A 16,424-nucleotide genomic window follows, 5' to 3' on the forward strand; every position below is an offset into this window, starting at 1 on the left:
CGGCGGAGGGGGTGCTCCGCTCTGCACGCGGCTCGTGCAAGCCCGGCTCCAGCGCCCGCTTAGTGCCTTGGTTGCCAAGCGCCTCTCTGGGACAAAAGCCGGGGGGCACAGGTTGGGCGCGCACAGTGTTCCCCCCTTATACCCCCAGGCACTGTGTGTGCCCCTGGCGGGCCACAGTGCACATGCTGCACGACCGACACCGCCCGCGACCCTGTGCACTTTGTGCCTTTACGCCACCGCCCAGCGTTCGCTCGCCGATCTGTTCGAGCGTCGGTATTCTTCTTTCACAAGCCGCCCATCCCGCTCCAGTTGGCGAACAAGCTTTTCGGTCCGCTTTCGGCTCAGGCCCCGTGGAAACTGCGGATCATCCTTCAGCGTCAGATAGACACCTGTGGTCGCCTGAGGCGCAAACGACGTGCTCATGTACGAGCCTCTTTCGTAGTAGGCGCCGATCAGCGTCAGCAATGTCTCGACATGGGCGGAGTCGTCCTGAGGGCTGAGGTCGCCGAGGGCGTGCTTGCCGAGGTGCCATAGTCCACACGGCCCCCGCACCAATTCCATATCTGGGTCAGGCGGGCCGTCCTGGTTCTTCATCACACGCAAGACGAAACTCTCGCTGACAGGAACCTTTTCACCGTCCTCATACTCGTATTTCACCACATGCTGAAGAAACAGCCGGCGGCGACACGAGTTGTGCCATTGGGAACTGCCCGTATAGCCGTCGTCATTCGTGGTATTGCCCCGAGCGCTGGATCGGTCGATGTGTGCCAGCATGAGAACCCCAACCTTACGCTGAGGGTGAATGCGCCGAAGTAGCTTGATGAAAGCCCGAACCTCTCGGCGGGCAATTTCGTTACCATCAAATGTGTCCGACGCCCCGTCGATGACGACCAGTTGCGGATCGAACGCTTCGACCATTTTTTGTAGATTGGCGAAGTCCGTTCGGGGACCAAGAATTTTGGCGAAGCGACTACCGGCTTCCCCAACAACCTCGCCATACAGCGGCTCCAACTCGCTGGCGTCCACGACGCGAAGGTTCTCGCGCAGAACGGATGCGTCATAGCCGGACTGCGCGACGAGATTTCGTAGGCGGCGCGTGAGACGCTTTCGCCCATCCTCCGCGGAATAGTAAAGCACGCGGCACTGCCGCGTCGGGCGATTCAGCACGTCATCTCCCGCCGCCACGGCTGCAGCCATCTGCATCCCCAGGAACGATTTCCCGACGCCGCCGTGCCCGCCGAGGAGAGTCACATCTTCATCAGCCATTAGCCCGCCAATCAGGTCTGGCACCTCCACATCGTCACCTTGTTCCCAGTCGATGCTGTGACGTTTGAGCAGTGCGTGGCCGGTGTCGTCAGTCGTGACCATGGCCGGCGGGTTCGCGCCAGCCAGCCGAAGGAACGCCGCTCCCATGAGCGCCAGCGCTACCTCCCGCCCATGCTCGATGGTGGGGCCAGTCGCCTGCGACGCTCGAACGGCCCGAATGGTCCGGTCGATGTAATCCTGCCGCTTGGTTGCCTTGTCCCGCTGTCCCAAGGCTGACACCAAGAACAGCCGCCTCAACTGGTCGTTATTGCGGGTATAGAAGGCCAGCATGGACATAAGCGCCATGTCCGCGCGGCTATGGTCGACATGACCAATGGCGTTAAAATTTCCGTCGAAGTGAGCGGTGAAGCGCGCCCCATTTGCGGCGGAACGCGCGCGTTCAAGGATTACCTCGTCGGTTTCAGCTTCGGGGCCGTCGTCTAGCGGCTCAGAAACGCTCTTTCGCCCCCGCATTTTCTCCACGAGGACGTCAAGCAAGGGCTGTGCATCTTGGATGGGTCGGTCGGTTTGCACGTCGCCGGTGCAGATCATGAAGCGGGCGCGATCATAGACCTCAACGCCGTCCCGCCTACAACCGCCACCCTCAAGATGCCCTTCGACCCAGGCGTGTAGTCCGCGCCCGCTCCGAGACCGCTCGACATATCCGCCAGACGCCTCCGCCAGACGCTCGTAGCCGTCGATATGGTCCGGGGGCGTGTCATCCTTCACGTCCATGTCGATTACGACGAGCGGGTCGTTTTCCGACAACATGAAGCCGATTTCGCCTCCCGCCCTCGAAGCTGCCTCACAGGCCGTGCTAAAGTCCGTCCACGTGGAAGGGTCGGAAACGCTGGCAGGACGCCCGCTCGGCGTCTGAGGGCGCTTGTCGCCAACCGCAATCGCCCACTGGGGGCGTTCCCGCAGTTCAGCGGGAATTCGACGCCACTGCGCCATCCGTGCGGAAAGGGCGGCAGGTTGCGGACCTTCGGGGGGCTGCCCCATAATTTGCGTGGTCATCGGCTTTCAATCTCAATGGGTTTGCTGGTGGCTCCCTGCGTGGATCGAGTTCAATTTCAGCGGCTGGGCGCATTCATCGCTCGGCCGCGTTTCTCGAATGGGGCTAGTGACGGGCTAGGAGACTCATCACCAGTGGCCGCGAACCGACTGGACGCATTCCATTTCCCCATGATCGACACAGGTATTCAGGGTTTGCGGGTCTTAGGCTGCGACGACGGTGTCGCTGGTGCTGTGGCGGGCCCCTGAGGCGAGCCAAGCCAGCACGTCGCGTTCGGCGTACCAGACGCGGCGGGTGCCGGGCGGGCTGAAATGGCGCGGGCCATCACCCCTGAACCGATACTGGTCAATCGTATTGGGGTGGACGCCGAGAATTTCAGCGACCTCTTTCGTATCTAGGGGGCGCCCTTTGGGCGTATAGCCGAACAGCTCCGCAAGCTGTTCCAGGGTCATGCTGTTGGCGCTCACCGTTGATCTCCTGCGTGCGAGCGTTAGCCGCGGAGAACCCAAGCGGTGGCGGGGATTTCATCCTCCCACAGGTGGAAGGCTTGGTTGGTGTTAGCTTAACATAGCTTGCGCAAACGCATAGCCTCTAAGCCAAGCTTGATAGAATCCCGCCCGCCGGTTTGGCGAGCGGGAAAGATTCTCAGTTCAGCTGATCAAGAATAATGCTGTCGAGCGTCGCCTCAAAGGCGAGCAGAAGCTCCAACTTTGAGAAACGAGGCTCTACCATCGCGCCAACAATGCTAACGTTCTTACCGACGTGACGAAGTTCGGCGCGTTCCTTCGCCCAGCAATCCACGATCTCGTAGACGGCAATCAAATCGTCAATGCTGAAGGTGGTAGCTTTATTCAGAGCATTCAAGTTCATGGCGACTCAAGTCCTTCCAAGTTTGGATTGAGTAAGTCGCCGCTTCCTACGGGAAGCAATGCCCTGTCCAGCATATGCCGGAACGGGACGGAGATGGCCTCAGCCATCAAGGCCCTACGTTATCAATGTAGGCGCAACTCGATAGCGTAGTCAAACACGCTGTCGCACCAGCGCGCATGGCCGCTTTCATTGCGGGGCGACTCTACCCCTGGCCTCCCCGCTCCCCGGTTGTAGCGGCGGCTAATCAGCCCCAGCCGGCGATAAGGGCCAGGGGTACTCGCCCACCGCTACGACGCCCGCTTTCGGTATCAGCACTAAACCCAAAAATCGGACCCATTGCTGACATTCAGTAACTAATTTGAACAAGCTATTTTCAATAGCGAGTCTAGAAGTGAGTTGGGTGGGGGAACATCGGCAGCGGTGACAGTCGATGAAGCGACAGCATCTCCAGTCATATTGGGTTGAGAGTAAGAGAACGACTGGGCGATTTGCAGCGTCCAAGCTGCGCAATCATAGCGCATGAGGACCATCGCTGACCGTTCCGGCATTTCGGTCCTCAACCAAAACGAGGAGGGCGCACTGCTTTTCTTCAAAAGCATGACGATCTCATCCGTGGCGCGCAGTTGAACCCATCCGTCTTTGTTGATCGAGTCCTGCCACGAAGGAGTCGTAAGGGCGATGATGAGAGCCAGATTCAACGCCGTCATGTCTGCTCCTTTATGTCCAGAAACAACGGTATATAGAAAAAGCGCAACTAACCACCCGTCTTGGAAGCTGGGATGTCCGTTATGCGCGTAGGGGCACCACGTTTTCGCCCTTGGCCTTCGCCTCGGCCACCCGCGCTTGAAGCTCGATCCAGTCGCCGATTTTCTGCACCTCGGGCTGGAGCCATTCGAGGCGGGCCAAGTCGAGATAGTTGCGGGCGGTGACGTCCTCTTGCACGGGCTTGTGGCCGGTGAGGAGGTCCGTCCTGAACTTTTCGATCAGGCACTCGCGCATGGCGATGTTCGTGAAAGTGCGGCGGAGGTCATGCAGGCTCAGATGTTTCCCCGCCACCGTGCTGACCAGTTCCATAGGCGCGCGCGCCTCGGTCACGTGGCCGGTCTTGCTCCAGGACGGGAAGACGTAAGGGTTGTCTTTCAGCCGTGGTCGTCCCTTCAGCACCGCGACGGCCTGCGACGACAGCGGAAGCCACAGGGGCTCGCCCCGCTTGCGCTCGTCCAGATGCCACCAGCAGTTTGAGGGGTCTTCATCGTCGATATTGACGCGATCCCACGTGAGGGTGGCTCCTTCGTCCCGGCGCGCCCCGCTGAGCAGCAGGAACAGGGTCAGATCAATGCTGGCCAGGGCGTGGTGGTCTTTGGCGTTGGCACGAGCCTCATGCAGGGCGTTCCAGACCTCCCCGATCCTCCGTCGGTCGATGTAGCGGTCCGTGCGCGATCCCATCGGCGCCCAGTGATCCTTGAGCACCTCGACGGGGTTCCGCTGGATCAGGGGCGTCCCGTCGCCGCGCCGGTACTGCCGACCCGCGAAGTTGAGCAGGATGCGCAACGTAACCATCGCGGCGTTGGCGCTGGCCGGAGCGCCCTTTTTTCCATCCAGCCCCCCCTCCACAAGCGTCCGGTGGCGCTTGCGCACGTCGTCCTCAGTGATCTGGACGATGGGCTTGTCTTTCCAGGCCGCGAAGACCTTGTCCACGTGCCGCTTGTACTCGGTCCTTGTGCTGGCCTTCAGCTTGCCCGGCCGGGAGACATAGGCCTCGCATACCTCTCCAAGCGTCACGCGCATCGCCTCGTCGGCCTTCTTGGCGTCCCGAGGGTCGATGCCTTCTCGCATCCCTTGCAGAATGCTCTGGGCGCGTTTTCGGGCTTTGTCCTCGGGGTACAGCCCGTATCGGCCGATCGTCACGATGACCGATTTCCCGCGCACGCGCCCCTGGGCGATGAAGCTCCGCACGCCCCCGGCAGTGACCCGCAAGCCGTAGCCCGCGACCTTGTCATCCCAGTGCATGGCAAAGCCCTTCTCGGGCGGTTTCACTTCATCGATGTAGGTCTTGGTTAGCTTCACCATTCCGGTCCCTCGCACCCAAAAGCTAGCACAATGCTAGCAAGCTGCGGACAGCATGGACAAGGAACGTCAAATTTACAACGGCTCAATCATCTGATTTTAAATGACTTATCAAGCTAGAACAAACTGAGACAAGCTAGCGGGGAGGGCGCTTGCCAAACTTTTAATCAGAGGGTCCTCGGTTCGAGCCCGAGGGGGCGTACCATTTTCCGCTTACAAATCAGTTTGATGCTGATGGTGTTCTTAGGCGAACTTTGTTCGACCTTGATTTGGGACACATATGGGACACAACGGACCTGCGATTGTCAGGTCGGTTCAGGGCGTTTCAGCGCTGTTCTTTCTTTCGAGGCTAGAGCTTCGTCGCCTTCCGCGACTTCGTTGAGTCGGCATCCGCGCGCTTCAAGGCGCCTATGCGTTGGTCCTGCTTTCGCGCGCTCGCGTCCAATGCGCTTGTCGCAAGCGGACTCTGCCCTTCACCATTGCTCCAGTCTCTAGTCGCAGCCGCCTTGGGCAGCGACAGACGCGTCGCTTCAGGCATCCCACTCAGCCTCACGCTGAGTGTAAGCTTCCTTGATTTGGGCGACGGTGCCAGCCCCCAACGCCAAACGAAGCGGAGGGTTCCCGAGCAATACGGGAACCTCCTGGCCTACCGCGCGCGCCTGCTGCAGCGGCCGTCCTTCGCCCGGGCGGTCAACGAGGCCCGGCGCTTCCGCCACTACTTCCCGCTGGGCGCTCCCGACCGGGACTAGGGGCAGGCCCCTGCCCCGCCAGGCAAGACCCGCATTTACATGCAGGTATTTGCCTGCCTATTATGGTCCTAGCTGAACGGTGAGGACGATGGACGCTGACAAGGTTTTCAAGGCGCTGGCTGACCCGACCCGCAGGCGACTGCTGGACCGGCTTTGCGAAAAAAACGGGCAGACGCTCAGACAGCTCAGCGAAGACCTCGATATGGCCCGGCAATCCGCCACCCAGCATCTCGAAATACTGGAGGCGGCCAATCTGGTGAGCACGGTCAAGCGTGGTCGCGAAAAGCTGCACTTCATCAACCCGGTGCCGCTGCACGAGGTCTACGAGCGGTGGGTTCGGAAGTTCGAACACCAGCGGCTCAGCCTGCTCCACGACCTGAAAATCGAACTCGAGGGAGAATGACCATGACCAAGGAAACGACCAGCTTTGTGTACGTCACCATTCTCGGCGGCTTCGCGTCTATGTCTTCTGGCTGAACCGGTTCCGGCCGCGGCGACGACCGAAGCGCAGGTCGGACATCCGGCAGGGACGTCAGGCCGCTCCTGAGCGCCGGGCAGAGGATGTTACGGGAGCGTGAAGAGCGCCTTGACCCAGCCCAGGGGCAGGCCGCCGCCGCCTCTCTGGCCGAGGCCGGCGTGCCGGTCGAAGTTTTCCCCGTCGAGGGAGGAGGGCACGAGTTACAGGCGGCTGGCGCTGCCGCGGCGGGACGGTTTCTGGCCAAGACGTTGGGCGAGACGGCGCGCTGAGAAGGCGAATTTGACGCGATAGGGGACGGGAGGGGAGTTTCGCCTTGGGCGCCTGATCTCATCCAGAGCGGGCGCTTGCCGAACCGTCGCATCATTGTCTGCAGAGCGGACGCTGCCTGTCGAACCTGTCCCAGATCAGGGTGGTCCCGCTACGCACCATGGCGCACTTGATCTCTTCGCCGTCCGCGGTCCGGCAGATGGCTGTGACCCGCTTGTAGCTACGGCCTGTCGGCTCGCATGTCAGTGTCTTTCCGGCTGCGAGCCGGTTCAGGACCGCGGTGGCTGAAGCGCCGCTGGCGGCCGGGCAGGGATGGCCGGGCGAACAGGTCTCGTCCGCCTCCCGGGCGGCGACGGCGTGCAATCTGACCTTCACGCCGTCCTTGCAGCGCAGCGTGTCGCCGTCGTTCACATGGGCCACTTCGCAGAGGAAGGCGGCGGCTCCGGTCGCCGACGTCGTCGGGCTCGCCAGCGCCAGGGCCGCTACGGGCTGGGGGGCTTGCGGCCGGACGTCCGGCCGCGGCCAGCTCAGGGTGGCGAAGAAGGCGACGGCCGCGATCAAGCCTGTCGCGACCAGAAAGCGCCGGTCACGGCGTGGTCGTCTCTTTACGCGGCGCACTGACCCGGGAATCCACATCCCGGAGAGGTTAGGGCGCACTGGTGAACAGGCCGTGATCCTGATGGCGGACCAGGCGTGACCGGAGCCTGATCAAGGAGGGAAGGAAGGGCTCGCGGGGGGCGCTCCGATAGGGAGCTTAGAGAGGAAGTCGCCATGTCCCCGCTCGCCGCAATAGACCGCACGACCCCAATCTCGCCGTCCGAGGAGGCGGCAGACCTTCATCTGTTGGCCGCCTTTCTGGAAGACAGGGCCTTTCCCGGATCCGGTAGGGCGGCTGCGGTTTGCCTGATCGACGAGTTCGGAGGCCTGGCCGGGGTGGGAGCCGCGGACGCTGTCACCCTGGCGCGCGCGGGCATGTCGTCCCGCGCCGTCGCCGATCTCGGCCGGGTTCGCGCACTGGCCCTCGCCATGGCGCGGGATGAGGCCTGCCGGCGGCCGGTGGTGTCCTCCTGGAGCGCCTTGATGACCTATCTTCGTGCGTCACTGGCTCATGCGCCGCGCGAGCAGTTCCGCGCCCTTTACCTGGACAAGCGCAACATCCTGATGCGCGATGAGCTTCGCGCCGACGGGACAGTCGACCATGCGCCGGTCTACGTCCGGGAGGTCGTGCGACGGGCGCTTGAGCTGTCGGCCTCGGCCATGATCCTGGTCCACAACCATCCCTCGGGCGATCCGACGCCTTCGCAGGCGGACATCACCATGACGCGCAGGATCATCGAGGCCGCCAGGGTTTTCGACATACGGGTCCACGATCATGTGGTCGTCGGGCGGGAAGGCACGAAGAGCTTTCGCGCACTCGGCCTGATGTGAGGCGGCCCCGTCATGACCCGCGTCCAGAACCGAGCCATGAGCCTTGGCGACATCGTCGTCGTCTTGGGGGGCGACCTCCATCACGGCGGCCGAAGCGCCAACGTGCCGGCGCCCGGCCACAGCAAGGCGGACCGGTCCGTCTCCCTGCTGCACGACGGCGATCGGCTTGTGATCCATAGCTTTGGTTCGGCCGACTGGCGCGACGTTCGCGCCCATCTTCACCACCTGGGTCTGATCGATGACGGAGGCCGCCTGACCGGCGCGACGGCGTCCGGCTTCGGGTCAGTGCCGGCCGTGGCCCCGAGGGCGTCGCCGCGCCGTCGGATAGCCGCCGCCCGGGCGCTCTGGGCCAACGCCCTGCCGTTGGCGGAGGACGATCTCTGCCTGCGCTATTTCCGGTTACGCGGCGTCCGCCTTCACTCCCTTCCCGACGATCTGCGTCGCCACCCGGAAGCGCCAGTTTCAGTGTTTCGCCCGACCGGCCCGACCTGTCCGGCTCTGATCGCGGCGGTCCGTACGCCTGACGATGCGATCAGCGCCGTGGAGATCGCCTATCTGGATCTGGACGGGCGGGCGTCGCGTCGCATCCGGCTTCCTCGCAAGACGGTTGGATCGGCGCCGGCGGGCGTAGCGGTGCGTCTTTCTCCGCCGGAGGCGGAGATGGTCGTGAGCGAGGGGGTGGCGACGACGCTCTCGGCCATGGCGCGCTTCAGTCTTCCGGGCTGGGCCCTGCTGTCGGCCGGAAACCTGGCGCGCTGGTCTGCGCCTTCGGGAGTTCGTCGCGTTCTGATCGCGGGTGATCGCGGCCCGGCCGGGGAGGCTGCGGCCGCTGAACTATGCAGGCGTCTTCGGGCTGGGGGGACGTCCGCCGAGGTCCGCTTGCCGCCGGCGCCCTTCGGGGACTGGAACGAGGCGGCGGCGGAGGCGACCGGGCGGGAGGAGGAGGAAGGGCGGAGCGGGGCGCCGGCAGGGCGGGGATAGGCCCCGCCGAACCGGCGGGAGAAGACCCATGACCCGTTCCGCTTCAAGAGCCGCCGCCTCGGCGTCCCCAGCTTCGATGCCCGCTGCGCAGACGCGCCGTCAGATCGTCGTGCGCCTCGGCGATCTCGACGTCGCCCCCGAGAACCTCCGCCATGGCGAGGCGCCCGATGACGACATCCCGCAACTGGCGGACACCATATGCACGCCGCGAAAGGCACCCGCGATATCGCCCAGTTCGATGAACTGTCGAAGCTGCGTGGGGCGCAAGGGGATCGGGGCATCTTGCGTCAGCGATGAGCGATGGAGAAGCTTGAAGAGATCCCCCGCCTGGGCCGTAAACTCCTCGCGCCGGTAGACCGCGATATCGGCGGGAACCGCCACGCCGAGAAAGGTCTCGCCCGGCCGCTTGAACACCACCAGCCATTCGCCGCTGACGATCATCGCCCGCGGCAGGTCGTGTCCGTATTGCTCTTTGAGGGTGCGGACATAGCCTTCGACCTGGCGAAGATATTTGTGCCATTCGGCGATCGCGGGCGACGTCTCTTCGGACTTTCCATCCCGCACGTGTTGTATAGCGGCCACGATTAGGTCGGCTTCGCTGGCGAACGCGCCCCCCGCGCGCGCCGAGACGAAGGGTTTGTCCCAGGCTTTCGCTTCGACCAGCAGCAGCGGTTTGCCCGCGATATCGACGACGCCGACGTAGTCCATGAACTTCGTGGTGGCGTCCTGGAGGCGAGCCTCCTCCAACACGTTGCCGCCGGCGCCGCGCTTCCAGCCGAGATGGCCCAGCAGCTCATCAACGAAAAGCAGCCGCGTATCGTGTTCATGCGGGCGGCGCTCGGGATCGGCCACCGCATAGGGATCGCGGTTGGGCTTCGCCAACGCGTGGTCGATCGCCTCCAGCAGATCACCGAGGCCTTGCTTGAACAGGTTGAGCAGCGTGGCCCGGTTCACTGGATGAGTTCGGGCAGTCGGTAGAGCAGACGGCGCGCCGCCGGCCATCCCGCTTCCAGGAAGGTCTCCAGACAATCGACAAGCGCGGCGCGGCGATCGGCGTCCTCGAAGATTTCCTTATGGTCGGCGAGGAACACACCGACTAGTTTGACGAGCAGATCGACGCCGAGGGACTCGTTCTGATAGCCCGACTGGCGTCCGGCCCGCAGGGAGCTGGCCGCGAGATCGAAGGCACCGGCCGGGTCCACATCCACCAGACGCTCGACGAGTTGCAGCAGATAGTAGGTGGTGTGGGGCGTCGCGTAGGCGCTGATCCGTTTCAGGAGATCGGCGTTCTCACGGAAGAACACGTCGAGGCCAGCATGGCCGTGCTCAGGATCGCTGTCCCGTTTGCCTGCTGCTTCGCCGGTCGCGAAGTACATTTCGTTGCCGGCGATATCGATCAGGTGGGCGCATTCACGCGCCTCCTTGGTCTGGGCGTCATCTAGGTTGGGCGCGGCCATGTGCACCGCAAGCCGGGCGTTCGCTGCATCCACGATGGCGGACACTAGCGCCTGGGACCTCTGCCGAAGACCCGCGTCCTTGTCAGCGTCGTCGCCGATCCCGGCCACGATCGCGCCGCGCATCGACTGCTACCTCGCGCTGAGCGCGGGTCGATCAATCACGAACTCGCGCCAGTGCCGGTCAGAGGGGGCGACGTCATGATCCCCGATGTCTCGAGCCTGGAATCCGCAGCGTCGCCTGGTGAGGACGATCTGCTGACCCGTGCGGAAGCCTCGGCCTTTCTGGCGTTGCTGGGCGTCCGGCTCAAACCCGCGACCCTGGCGCGCCTCTGGTCGACGGCGTCCAACGGGCCGCCGTGCCGCCATATCCGCTCCAGGCCCTACTACCCGCGCGGACTGCTCCGGTCCTGGGCCAAGGCCCAGATCACCGAGGTGCGGACGGGGGCGCCGCCGGCGGCGAGGAGCCGGGGTCGTGGGTGAGAATGGCGACCCGGATCGCCCGACGTTGCCGGGATTGCTCGCGGATCCCGCGACGAGCTTCGCGCTGAAGACGGTGATCAAGGCATGGGCAGGACGAGACAGCCTGGATGCAGAGCATGACGCCCGACTTCTCCATGAGGCTTTCGTCGGCGAGGTCGATCAACAGCTGGAGGTGACGCCATGACCGCTCCATCCACGCGGAGTCCCGTTGAAACGGGGGGATCCGAGGACCGTCTGCTCCCATGGGGCCGGGTCCATGACATTGCGGGCATCAGCCGAACGACCGCGTGGCGGATGCAGCAGACCGGAGATTTTCCGGCGCCTGTGTCGCTGTCTCCAGGCCGGGTCGGGTGGTGGGAAAGCGAACTCACGGCATGGAAGGGCGCGCGCAGCGCCGCAAAGCCTCTTTCTCCGCCCATGAAGCCCCGGCTGCCGGGCATGCCCCAAAAGGCGCTGATGCGTCCGGCGAACCAGCCGCCGGCCATCTCCAACGCGCAGGACGGCGTGGCTGCGACGGTGAGGGCGCCGCCCAGGTCGCCAGCCGAACCGCTATCCAAGTCGCATGGGCGCAGGCGTAGAGCGCGCGGAGTCCACGTCGATCAGATCGACTTCGGCTTCTAGTCAATCGTGGCGGTCGGGCGCGCAGCCAGGTCCGTGACTTCGGAGGGTCGGCGCCGACGCGGATCACAGCCGTGGTCCATGGCAGCCTCACGGACGGCTCTTCGTATCCCGGACGTCTTCATGGCGTCCGCCCTGGATGACGGGCAGGGGCAGCAACGGAACCTTGGCGGCATTGCAGAGTTGAGTGGCTTCCTCTGCTTCGGCGAGGAGCGATCCGGCCGTTCCCGCCCACTGCCCCCCTTTGCGGCGGAGGTCGGGTCGCTTTCCTTTCGGGCGAAGGCGGGGAGGCGCCGTGCGGTCTTTTCGCCAGGGACGGCGTCCGGTATGGACCGCCGCTTGTTTTCGGCAGGTCGATCGCAGCGACGCCGGGAGAATGGGAACGGGCCGACATGGCGAAGTATGAGCCTCTTGCTCGCTACCTGCGGCGCCAGAAGGCGGCGGAAGTCGAGCTGAGCTTTCGCGATATCGAGCGCATCGTGGGCGGACTTCTGCCGAAGGCGTCGTGCGACCCGAAATGGTGGCGGGCCGAGGATACGCTTTCGGCCCTGCCGCAGCAGCGGGCGTTCGCCCAGTCGGGATATGTCCCCGAGCCGCACCTGAAGGCCGAACGCGTTCGCTTTGTGCGCGCGTCTTCGCGGAACCCGACGGCGCCGGACGCGCGGGCGGACTGAGGTCGCCGACGGAAGCCTGGTGAATGGCGGTCGCTCAAGCCCGCTTTCCCGGCGGAGATCGGCGTCGCTGCCGTGCGCGCGAAAGCCTTGGGCGTCGAGCCGGGGAGGAGGATTCCGACGGCGACGCCGGCCTGGAAACCGGGGCGTCGCGAAAAGCATCCTGGCGCACGCCCCAGCACTTCTGGGCTAGACGATTTTCAATTCTCAAATCACAATCAAATTCTTCATGTAGATAGCCTTCGGCGTTCGGGGTTCTGGAGGTCGGCTAGAGGGACGGGATCAAAGTGAGCGCAATCATCATCGGGGCAGGCCACGCCGGGGGAAGCGTCGCGGCCATGCTGCGCCAGAACGGCTATGCCGAGCCCATCACCCTGATCGGCGAGGAGCCGCATCCGCCCTACCAGCGTCCGCCCCTGTCCAAGGGGTGGTTGAAGGGCGAGCTTGCCGAGGACGGGCTGCTGTTGCGGCCTCGCGACTGGTATGCGGAGGTCGGTATTGGTCTGCGAACCTCCACGCGCGTGGTCCAGATCGACCGCGCCGCCAAAACCCTGACCCTCTCTTCGGACGAAACCCTCGCCTACGACACCCTGGTGCTCGCCACGGGCGCACGGGCGCGTCGTCTGGTCCTTCCGGGGAGTGAATTGAACGGCTTTCTTGAGCTCAGAACGATCGACGACGCCGAGAGGATCAAGGCCTATTTCAAGCCCGGTTTCCGTCTGGCCGTCATCGGCGGCGGCTATGTCGGTCTTGAGGTTGCAGCCTCGGCGCGCAAACTCGGCGCCGACGTCGATGTCCTGGAGCGCGAGGACCGCCTTCTGGCCCGCGTCGCCGGTCCGGTCCTGTCCGACTTCTTTCGCGCGGAACACGAGGCGCAGGGCGTGCGGTTCCACTTCGGGGTCGAGATCCAGGGCTTCGAGGGGCTGGACGGCCATGTTTCGGGCGTTCGGCTGGCGAACGGCGGGATGCTGCATTGCGACGCGGTCCTGGTGGGGATCGGGGCGATTCCCAATGACGATCTGGCGCGGGAGGCCAGGCTGATCTGCGATAACGGCGTCGTCGTCGATGCCCAGGCGCGCACCTCGGATCCGGACATCTTCGCCGTCGGCGATCTCACGCACAGGCCGATGCCGCTCTATGGACGGAGCCTTCGCCTCGAAAGCGTGCCCAATGCGCTCGAGCAGGCGCGCCAGGCTGCGGCGGCGATCAGCGGCCAACCCGAACCCAGGCCGGACACCCCATGGTTCTGGTCCGATCAGTACGACCTCAAGCTGCAGATCGCCGGCCTGCCGTTCGATGTGGATCAGGTCGTCACGCGCGGAGATCCGGCGGGTCGCAAGTTTGCGGTCTTCCACCTCTGCGGGGGGCGGGTCCAGGCGGTCGAGGCGGTCAACGCCCCGCCGGAATTCATGGCCGGTCGACAATGGCTGGCGTCGCGGCGCGAGGTCGATCCCGTGCGTCTCGCGGACGTGACCATTCCCATGAAGGAGGTCTGACGCCGCAGGCGGTCGGACAGGATCGGAACCGGGGAGAACGAGCGATGAAGATCGGCGTAAGCGGGGCGAGCGGAAAGCTTGGGGCCGGGGTGGTGGCGCATCTGGGCCTTCGTCCGGGCGTGGAGGTCGTGGGGATCACGCGCACGCCGAAGATGACGGCGGGGCATGAGACCCGTTTCGGCGACTATGACCAGGCTGAAAGTCTGGACGCCGCTTACGCCGGCCTGGATCGTCTGCTGATCATCCCGACCGTCGCCCTGGCGCCGGGACAGCGCACCCGGCAGAATCTGGCGGCCATTGACGCCGCCCGTCGGGCCGGCGTGCCCCATGTGGTCTTCATGTCGTCGGCCGGCGCGAGGGCGCGGCCGGAGCCCGACGTCTGGGCGTCCTACTTCGCCGCGGAACAACATCTGATGCGCACGGCGCCGCGCTGGAGCGTCCTGCGCATGAACTACTACGCCGAGTCCTTCGCGGACGAGGCGAAGGCCGCCCTGGCCCAGGGCGCGCTGGTCGGACTGGGAGAGAACCGGGTCGCCTTCGTCTCCCGCGCGGACCTCGCCGCCGCGGCCGCCGGGCTCCTGGCCGGGGAGGGACATGAGGGCGCGGTCTATACAGGAACAGGACCGCGGACCTGGACGGGCGCCGGGCGCGCCGATCTGGTCGCGAGGCTGTCCGGAAAGGCGCTGAACCATGTGGTCATGCCCGTCGAGGACCTGCGGGCCCAATTCCTGGCTGCGGGGCTGCCGCCCCATGTCGTCGAGGTGGTCCTTTCCATCCGTCAGGGGTTCGTCGCTGGAGGATTCGACATCGTCACGGGCGATATCGAAAACCTGTCGGGGCGGGCGCCGCAATCGCTCGAAGCGGTCCTGACAAAGGCCTTTGCTGACCAGGGGGCGTCCGCCTGAGCCGACGGGCCGGACGGTGGCCGATCCGGTCAGCGGGGCGCAGGGCGTACGGGGCGGTTTCCCCGTTTCGCTTCAAGCTCAATGCCTGCTAATCAGAGGCCGTGATCGCGGCCGGGGCCGCAAGATTCAACGGGGTGCGCATGGCGCGATCAGCCGCAGGAAAAAGCAAGCACGACGACGTCGAGGGACAGGCCGACGCCGCAGCCGCGACCAATGACGTCTCCGAGAAGATGGTCTTCGTCAAGCCGGCGGCCAATGCGATCCGGATCCTGAAATTCCTGGTCGAGGCGGGCGGCCCCACCCGGTCGGTGACCATTTCGCGTAGCCTGGGCCTGAACGCCAGCACCTGCTTCAACATCCTACGCACCCTGGTGATGGAAGAGGTCGTGGAGTTCGATCCCGTCGCCAAGACCTATTCGGTCGGCGTGGGTCTCACCACCCTGGTCGGGAACCTGCTGACCGAGGGGCAGCGCATCGCGGCGGCGACGCCCCAGATGCGGGATCTGGCGGACCGCTACAATATCACCGTGACGCTGTGGAAGCGGCTGGGCGTCGACAAGATCGTCCTGATCAAGGGCGTGCCCAGTCCCGCCAATGTGCGTATTGAAATGGCCGAGGGCCAGCGTCTTCCGGTCCTGATGGCCGCGACCGGCCGCGTCATGGCCCCCTATCTCGGCTGGAGCCGGAAAGAGCTGAAGTCGGCCTTCAACGCCCTGCGCTGGCAGACGCCGCTGACGTTCGACGCCTACTGGGACGAAGTCGAAGCCGCCAAGGCGAGGGGATGGGCCGTCGACCGGGGCTATTTCACGCGCGGCGTCCAGACTGTGGCCGCGCCGGTCTTCGATCGGGCCGGCGAGGTCGCCTTCACCATCGTCGGCGTCATGCTCCAGGGGCAGTACGAGGGCGAGGCGCTGGAGGAGATCGGCGTCGCCCTTCGTGACGCCGGCCACAGGCTGACGTCAGCCCTGACCTGAGCCGTCCCCCGCGTCACCGCGGGCCGAGACCGGCGTGGTCCTTCCAGTCGGCCGGCGGAAGCTCGTTGGCGGCGAAGTCCAGTTCCACCTCTACGCCGTTGGGATCGAACAGGAACATCTGCCACAGGCTGAAGGGCCGCGGCGTGCGGATCACGCGATAGGGCAGGGCGGCGGCCGTCGCCCGCTCGGCCGCCGCGATGAAGTTCTCGGCGAAGAAGGCCATGTGATCGAGCGCGCCGCGCCGCGGGTCCGGCATGCGTTCGGTCTCGACCAGGTGGAGCACGGGGCGGTCGTCGGCGTAGAGCCAGGCTCCCCCCACGCCGAAGTCCGGCCGCGGGCCGGGGACCAGTCCCAGCATCCCGTAGAAGTCCACGCTCTCGTTCAGGCGATCGGTGACGATGGTGAAATGGTCCATGCGGCGGATCATGGCGTCTCCTTGAGCGATATCCGATGGGCGCGGGCGCCGGCGCGTCCGGCGGCGTACGTCATATTTTCTAGACACTTTTGCGATTTTTGTTCTAGAAAAGAATTCTGAATGGCGCGAGTCCATGCGACGGCGCCCGAATTTGAGGCGGCGCCAAGCCGTCCGTGGAAACGAGGAAGAGCCCCATGACTGTCGATGACCTGATCCTTGTGAGCGTGGACGATCACGTGATTGAACCT

20 protein-coding genes are annotated in these 16,424 nt (G+C 64.8%); 10 read left to right on the plus strand and 10 right to left on the minus strand.

The genetic code is table 11. From position 1 onward, the window contains the following. Nucleotides 1-228: 228 nt before the first annotated feature. From RTY13_RS14535 to RTY13_RS14555, 5 genes are all read right to left on the minus strand, one after another. The gene (locus RTY13_RS14535; RefSeq protein ID WP_312784454.1) at nucleotides 229-2,322 is read right to left on the minus strand and encodes an AAA family ATPase; all 2,094 of its coding nucleotides are present in this window, start codon (nucleotides 2,320-2,322) and stop codon (nucleotides 229-231) included. A 201-nt stretch (nucleotides 2,323-2,523) separates the two neighbouring features. Further along, on the minus strand, nucleotides 2,524-2,787 hold the full coding sequence (locus RTY13_RS14540) for a helix-turn-helix domain-containing protein (RefSeq protein ID WP_312784456.1): 264 nt from the start codon (nucleotides 2,785-2,787) through the stop codon (nucleotides 2,524-2,526). A gap of 178 nt (nucleotides 2,788-2,965) precedes the next feature. Beyond that, nucleotides 2,966-3,190, minus strand: coding sequence for a hypothetical protein (locus RTY13_RS14545; protein WP_312784457.1), 225 nt, complete (start codon nucleotides 3,188-3,190; stop codon nucleotides 2,966-2,968). A 353-nt stretch (nucleotides 3,191-3,543) separates the two neighbouring features. Beyond that, complete coding sequence (locus RTY13_RS14550) at nucleotides 3,544-3,897, minus strand: surface-adhesin E family protein (protein ID WP_312784458.1); 354 nt, start codon at nucleotides 3,895-3,897, stop codon at nucleotides 3,544-3,546. Between the two features lie 79 nt (nucleotides 3,898-3,976). Beyond that, nucleotides 3,977-5,260, minus strand: coding sequence for an integrase family protein (locus RTY13_RS14555; protein ID WP_312784460.1), 1,284 nt, complete (start codon nucleotides 5,258-5,260; stop codon nucleotides 3,977-3,979). An 834-nt stretch (nucleotides 5,261-6,094) separates the two neighbouring features. Between RTY13_RS14555 and RTY13_RS14560 the strand changes: the two genes are divergently transcribed. After that, a complete protein-coding gene (locus RTY13_RS14560) occupies nucleotides 6,095-6,409 on the plus strand; it encodes a helix-turn-helix domain-containing protein (protein WP_312784461.1) in 315 nt (104 codons plus the stop codon). Nucleotides 6,410-6,844: 435 nt separating this feature from the next. Here the strand turns inward: RTY13_RS14560 and RTY13_RS14565 are convergent, their stop codons facing one another. Next, nucleotides 6,845-7,312, minus strand: coding sequence for a thermonuclease family protein (locus RTY13_RS14565; protein ID WP_312784462.1), 468 nt, complete (start codon nucleotides 7,310-7,312; stop codon nucleotides 6,845-6,847). Between the two features lie 210 nt (nucleotides 7,313-7,522). On the opposite strand from RTY13_RS14565, the gene RTY13_RS14570 reads away from it, so the two are divergent. Next, entirely contained in the window at nucleotides 7,523-8,179 is a 657-nt protein-coding gene (locus tag RTY13_RS14570; RefSeq protein WP_312784464.1) for a RadC family protein, read from the plus strand. A 12-nt stretch (nucleotides 8,180-8,191) separates the two neighbouring features. Continuing rightward, on the plus strand, nucleotides 8,192-9,160 hold the full coding sequence (locus RTY13_RS14575; RefSeq protein WP_312784466.1) for a toprim domain-containing protein: 969 nt from the start codon (nucleotides 8,192-8,194) through the stop codon (nucleotides 9,158-9,160). Nucleotides 9,161-9,259: 99 nt separating this feature from the next. Here the strand turns inward: RTY13_RS14575 and RTY13_RS14580 are convergent, their stop codons facing one another. Further along, on the minus strand, nucleotides 9,260-10,114 hold the full coding sequence (locus tag RTY13_RS14580; RefSeq protein WP_312784468.1) for a hypothetical protein: 855 nt from the start codon (nucleotides 10,112-10,114) through the stop codon (nucleotides 9,260-9,262). Next, entirely contained in the window at nucleotides 10,111-10,740 is a 630-nt protein-coding gene (locus RTY13_RS14585; protein WP_312784469.1) for a hypothetical protein, read from the minus strand. Before RTY13_RS14585 ends, RTY13_RS14580 begins: the two co-directional genes overlap by 4 nt. Before the next feature lie 75 nt (nucleotides 10,741-10,815). Here RTY13_RS14585 and RTY13_RS14590 point away from each other — a divergent pair, with 75 nt between their 5' ends. The 7 genes from RTY13_RS14590 to RTY13_RS14620 all read left to right on the plus strand — a co-directional run bounded on the left by RTY13_RS14590 (nucleotide 10,816) and on the right by RTY13_RS14620 (nucleotide 15,761). Next, nucleotides 10,816-11,097 (plus strand): hypothetical protein, encoded by a 282-nt coding sequence (locus tag RTY13_RS14590; RefSeq protein WP_292084566.1) that lies wholly within the window; start codon nucleotides 10,816-10,818, stop codon nucleotides 11,095-11,097. Next, entirely contained in the window at nucleotides 11,090-11,281 is a 192-nt protein-coding gene (locus RTY13_RS14595; RefSeq protein ID WP_292084564.1) for a hypothetical protein, read from the plus strand. The genes RTY13_RS14590 and RTY13_RS14595 overlap by 8 nt, the downstream gene beginning before the upstream one ends. Next, on the plus strand, nucleotides 11,278-11,718 hold the full coding sequence (locus tag RTY13_RS14600; protein ID WP_292084563.1) for an AlpA family transcriptional regulator: 441 nt from the start codon (nucleotides 11,278-11,280) through the stop codon (nucleotides 11,716-11,718). Before RTY13_RS14595 ends, RTY13_RS14600 begins: the two co-directional genes overlap by 4 nt. A gap of 389 nt (nucleotides 11,719-12,107) precedes the next feature. Next, nucleotides 12,108-12,389 (plus strand): toxin-antitoxin system, antitoxin component, encoded by a 282-nt coding sequence (locus RTY13_RS14605; RefSeq protein WP_292084562.1) that lies wholly within the window; start codon nucleotides 12,108-12,110, stop codon nucleotides 12,387-12,389. Between the two features lie 284 nt (nucleotides 12,390-12,673). After that, on the plus strand, nucleotides 12,674-13,882 hold the full coding sequence (locus tag RTY13_RS14610) for an NAD(P)/FAD-dependent oxidoreductase (RefSeq protein WP_292084561.1): 1,209 nt from the start codon (nucleotides 12,674-12,676) through the stop codon (nucleotides 13,880-13,882). Between the two features lie 44 nt (nucleotides 13,883-13,926). Beyond that, on the plus strand, nucleotides 13,927-14,787 hold the full coding sequence (locus tag RTY13_RS14615) for an NAD(P)H-binding protein (RefSeq protein ID WP_312784473.1): 861 nt from the start codon (nucleotides 13,927-13,929) through the stop codon (nucleotides 14,785-14,787). A 140-nt stretch (nucleotides 14,788-14,927) separates the two neighbouring features. Then, nucleotides 14,928-15,761 (plus strand): IclR family transcriptional regulator, encoded by an 834-nt coding sequence (locus tag RTY13_RS14620; protein ID WP_292084559.1) that lies wholly within the window; start codon nucleotides 14,928-14,930, stop codon nucleotides 15,759-15,761. Nucleotides 15,762-15,774: 13 nt separating this feature from the next. On the opposite strand, the gene RTY13_RS14625 is transcribed toward RTY13_RS14620, so the two are convergent. After that, nucleotides 15,775-16,188 (minus strand): VOC family protein, encoded by a 414-nt coding sequence (locus tag RTY13_RS14625; protein WP_292084558.1) that lies wholly within the window; start codon nucleotides 16,186-16,188, stop codon nucleotides 15,775-15,777. Then, a partial coding sequence (locus RTY13_RS14630) for a hypothetical protein (protein ID WP_312784475.1) occupies nucleotides 16,185-16,424 on the minus strand: 240 nt, incomplete at its 5' end. The genes RTY13_RS14625 and RTY13_RS14630, both read right to left, overlap by 4 nt.

This window comes from Brevundimonas sp., from assembly GCF_032055285.1.
GTDB lineage: Bacteria > Pseudomonadota > Alphaproteobacteria > Caulobacterales > Caulobacteraceae > Brevundimonas.